Source organism: Vibrio sp. OPT18 (assembly GCF_015163615.1).
Lineage (GTDB): Bacteria > Pseudomonadota > Gammaproteobacteria > Enterobacterales > Vibrionaceae > Vibrio > Vibrio coralliirubri.
This window is the reverse complement of sequence record NZ_JADDYK010000021.1, coordinates 219,719-224,116: the sequence shown is the minus strand read 5'-3', so window position 1 is coordinate 224,116 and position 4,398 is coordinate 219,719. Positions and strand designations below refer to the sequence as shown.

General features: G+C 44.0%; 5 protein-coding genes. 1 reads left to right on the top strand and 4 read right to left on the bottom strand.

Annotation, left to right across the window (positions count from 1 at the left end):
• The 4 genes from IQQ51_RS26605 to IQQ51_RS03335 all read right to left on the bottom strand — a co-directional run.
• Positions 1-207, bottom strand: a 207-nt coding sequence (locus IQQ51_RS26605; protein WP_228012660.1) for a LysE family transporter, incomplete at its 3' end; no start/stop codon positions are given.
• Between the two features lie 109 nt (positions 208-316).
• Positions 317-958, bottom strand: coding sequence for a trimeric intracellular cation channel family protein (locus tag IQQ51_RS03345; protein WP_193840367.1), 642 nt, complete (start codon positions 956-958; stop codon positions 317-319).
• Positions 959-1,052: 94 nt separating this feature from the next.
• The gene (locus IQQ51_RS03340) at positions 1,053-2,621 is read right to left on the bottom strand and encodes an amidohydrolase family protein (RefSeq protein ID WP_193840366.1); all 1,569 of its coding nucleotides are present in this window, start codon (positions 2,619-2,621) and stop codon (positions 1,053-1,055) included.
• A gap of 319 nt (positions 2,622-2,940) precedes the next feature.
• Entirely contained in the window at positions 2,941-3,687 is a 747-nt protein-coding gene (locus IQQ51_RS03335) for a hypothetical protein (RefSeq protein WP_193840365.1), read from the bottom strand.
• A 287-nt stretch (positions 3,688-3,974) separates the two neighbouring features.
• On the opposite strand from IQQ51_RS03335, the gene IQQ51_RS03330 reads away from it, so the two are divergent.
• Positions 3,975-4,398 (top strand): DUF3299 domain-containing protein (locus IQQ51_RS03330; RefSeq protein WP_193840364.1); only part of this gene is annotated, 424 nt, incomplete at its 3' end.

The following is a 4,398-nucleotide window of genomic DNA, read 5'->3' as shown; positions in this document are numbered from 1 at the left end:
CGACCAATTCTCGGCAATCGTTGCTAGACCAAAACAGGCAAGCGCAAGGTAAATAAGATCACTGCATATCATACCTAACGAAAGCGTGACGCACTTTCGCCATCCTTGAACCATAGCACGAGCTAAAATAGCAAAGACGCCAGGCCCCGGAGTAATACCAAAGATAAACATGGCAATAAAGAATGTAATCGCACTTTCTAATGACATTGGACTGTCCTTTTCTATAACCCAACATAATTGATCATGAACGTATCATGCGGTCTTGAGTCGAGTAAAGAAAACGATCAATGCCAGTGAAATAAAACGGAAACTGGTTTTAAACTGGATTCAATGTCGCCCATTTCGGAACAGCAAGTTGTTTACTAATCGACAGGTGGCGTATGTAAATCACAAGGGCGATAGAAACAATCGCACTCACATCGGTATATTGTGGCAGCAACGCCAGTGTAGTCGCATGTAATGTACACCCCAATGCAACAGGGATTGCGTAAAGCTCTTTTGATAACAGTAGCGTCGGACGTTGAATCAATACGTCCCTTATAACCCCTCCTCCCACGGCCGTAATAATACCCAACATGATTGGACCTAGCGGTAGCCCGAAACCTAAGCTCCATGCTTTTTCAGTCCCTTGAATCGCAAACATGGCGATAGCAATTGCATCGACATAAAGGTTAATCGTATGAAACCAACGCTTCTTCAAAAACGAAACACAGATAAAGCCGATTAAGCTACTCACAACCGCAATCCAGACATAATACAGTTCCTTTGACCAAAACACGGTCACATCGAGCAATACATCACGTGTGCTGCCTCCCCCTACTGCTGTGATTACACCCAATACCACCACCGTGAAAATATCCGTCTTTTTTTCACTCGCTGCCAACACCGCAGAAAACGCGAAAGCAGCAGTGCCAAGGACAGAGATAGTATTTATGAGCTCCGCGGTTGTTAAGAACATTTGATTACCTTTTAGATGCTAATTTGGTGATAAAAAAACAGACGTGAAACCGAAGTTGTCGCGTCTGCTTCCATTAACGTTTGTTTAGGTAGCTTTATTTGGTAACGCTATTACGCACCGCTTTACCCGGGTAAACATTTGGCAGCACTTTAGAGTCCTCTACGACTACTGTTCCGTTAACCACAACATATGGGATACCTGTTGATGGCAAACCTGGTTCTTTAAGTGTCGAGTTGTCCGTTACCGTTTCTGGATCAAACATCGTGATGTCAGCATCAGCGCCTACTTGAATACGACCCTTTTGGCTCATTTGATCAATACCATTGTCTTGCAAGAACTTAGCTGGCATGTAAGACATTTTAGAAACCGCAGACATCAATGGCATCAGGTTGTCCTCACGAACCATTTTCAATACTCGAGCTTGAGTACCAGCAGCTCTTGGGTGCCCTTGTAGACCTTCATAAGACGTATTCCAGCTGTAAGCCATCATTCCGTCCTCTTTCATCAGTGGGAAAGCATCACTACCAACGATTGTTGACTCATGAGCGAGCGCGTTTTTAAGGTCTTGATCCGTTGCACCGTAGAACATAACACTCGCTTGAGGGTTCTCTTTTAGCAACTGCTCGTATCGCTCTTTGGTTAGAGGTTTCATTGTTTCTGTTTCAATAATGTCTGAGTAATCTCGTGCCATATTGCGCTGGTAGTTTTCTGGCTCTAGGTAGTCAGCCGCCGCAATGGTTGCACCATAGTTATATGGGTAGATCTCTGCTGCGACGTTCATGCCTTTGGCTTTTGCATCGTCCAGCATCTTAAGTGCGACTGGTGTTTCATTCAGAGTTTGCTGGTGCATGTGCTGAACCAACAAACCACCACCATAAACACCCACTCCAGATAGCATCTCTTCAATACCAATTAAGCCCGATGTTGGTGGAAGTTGGCTTGAGAATCGACCGTGCAAAAACGTCGGAACACCGTATTCACCCGCAAGTCTCTGCCACTCTTTAGTTTCGATGGTCGTTGCCGCTTTAGACATGTAACCCACTGGAACACCGATACCTAAACCGCCATCTTTGAGCTCTTTATCGACCATTTCAGAAATCGTCTCTATCTGCTCTCTTGATGCAATCTTAGTCATTGAATCACCAGAGATCTTCGATGCTTTTGCCTCTTCGGTATCAAAAATATCGTTAATCATTGTACCCGTACGTGTGTGGTAATCGTCGTTAAAGACTTTGGTACGAATACCTGCAGATGACACGCTCGCACCAAAGTTCGTTTGTGAACGGCCTTCTAATCGTTGATACCAATCACTCACTGGATAAGCGCCAACTTCTAGAGCCAATGGCGTTGTAACACCACTACGTAGTTGTAGCTTTTGCATGACTGGAATCGCAACAACGTGTGAGTGAGTATCAATAAAACCAGGTGCAACAACCAGCCCTTCAGCATCAATCATTTTATCGCCTTCGATAGCATCGCCAGTGATAGCGACGATCTTTCCATCTTCAACTGCGACATTGGCAACTTGGTCATAGCCCGTTTCAGGGTCCATAACTCGACCATTCATGATAACGAGATCGTAAGCGAAGACACTTGGTGACATTGCCACCAGCATTGCTAGGGCCGTACGTTTGATTTGAGTAGCTTTGATTTGCTTGTTCATAATGTTGACTCCAAAGGTAAATAAGTAAATTAAGTCAGCGTTGTCCGCCTCTTTGATTGGCATTATTGATGAACTTTGTCAGTCTGATAAATCACATAGGACGGACTCAACACGTCCAAATCTCATCAAGTAGAGTAAGTTATTGATATTGTTAAGAACCCACATCTAAACACGGCTTACTTTGATGATAGTATTTTTGAAATTATTTAATTTTCTTAAATTCGTGTGAAAGTTAGCGGGTTAAGCGACTCAATTAGTCACGCTACAAACGAAAAAAGGCAGCGCTATTAGCGCTGCCTTTCCGGTTATACATCAAAAGTTAGAAATAGAATTTATAGTTAGCCCAAACAACCGTATCGTCGATATCAATAGAGCGAGTTTGGGATTGCATATAACCTGTGGTGTTATCGACTCTTAGCTGCCCCCATCGAGTTTTATCGTTAGAGAAAGGCGTCGCAATCATTAATGTTGATTTAAGCATCGACGTTTCAATATCACCGTTTAAGTAATTGTACTCTGGCCATGCGCCGATGTAGGTACCATCTTCACCCAACTGATACATCATATAGAAAGCGGCTGATCCGCCGATCGCTTCTTTCTTGTCAGCATCAAACGACAACACTGACGCATCAGAATATTCACCTGCCAATACGCCTAAGCGCGGGAATAGCTGGAGTCCTTTCACCCCGGTATCAATCGCTGCAACTCCGCCCAATGACGCAGAAGTAAACATCGAGTTATCAATAACGTCGAGCGATAGCGCAGCTCTTGGAACAATTTTGTTCTCTGTTGAGAAAAGATGGAAATATTGAACTCGACTGTCAGAATATTTCCCTTGTTGAGTCATCGTTCCTTCGACGGTGAGCATGCCTGTCTGCCCATTATCAAAATGAAAGTCGCCAGATATTGAGCCCTTTACATCGCCTTGGTTACTCATACCAAAATACGCTGAAGTGCTCGTTTCCGTTAAGTCTGACGGGTTCGGCTCAGACTCTGCAGCGAATAGAGGCGCTGTCGCTGCAATTGAAAGAATAGATAGTGAAAGTGTTTTGCGGTTAATCATCATATATACCTGTGTAAGTTAAGTTATCACCCTCCTATGAATGAGCGAACGGTTCGCCCTCGTTTCCGTACACCGATATTATTGAACGGAACTGATCTATCTAAAACTCCACTTGGACGGATGTAACACGTCCAAATGATAAATTCAGTTGCTCTGTTGATATTTCCTAATCCCCTCGATAAACAACCACAATAAGGACGAGTTTGATCCATCATTGATGATTCGTTTGATGATCCATACCACTTTAATATCGCCTGCATCCCCAACAGCAAAGATATTAAAGAGGCAACATGAAAAAGCTAACAACACTTGGACTATCAGTCGCACTTTTTAGCGCGTTCTCCGTTCACGCAGACACCCAGGAAATAGAGTGGATTGATCTTGTGCCAGCGCAAGAACAAGCCATGATCAGAGAAGCGACACAACCTTTCCTCGCCGAACATTCTTGGGATATGCCAGAACAAAATAAGTTAGGCTCAGTAAGAAAAGAGCTTGATGGGCAACGCGTTAAGATTCCGGGATTCATCATTCCTCTTGAAGGTGATGATGAGATCGCTACTGAGTTTTTGTTGGTTCCTTATTACGGTGCCTGCATACACGTACCGCCACCGCCGACCAATCAAATCATCTATGTAAACTCTCCTAAAAATGTGAGCGCACAAGGGTTATGGGATACGGTGTATTTGACGGGAACCCTGAGAACGAAAGATACCT

Bases quoted from the DNA above. Each gene is read 5' to 3' on its own strand.
- IQQ51_RS03345 (WP_193840367.1), bottom strand. From the start codon at position 958: ATGTTCTTAACAACCGCGGAGCTCATAAATACTATCTCTGTCCTTGGC.
- IQQ51_RS03340 (WP_193840366.1), bottom strand. From the start codon at position 2,621: ATGAACAAGCAAATCAAAGCTACTCAAATCAAACGTACGGCCCTAGCA.
- IQQ51_RS03335 (WP_193840365.1), bottom strand. From the start codon at position 3,687: ATGATGATTAACCGCAAAACACTTTCACTATCTATTCTTTCAATTGCA.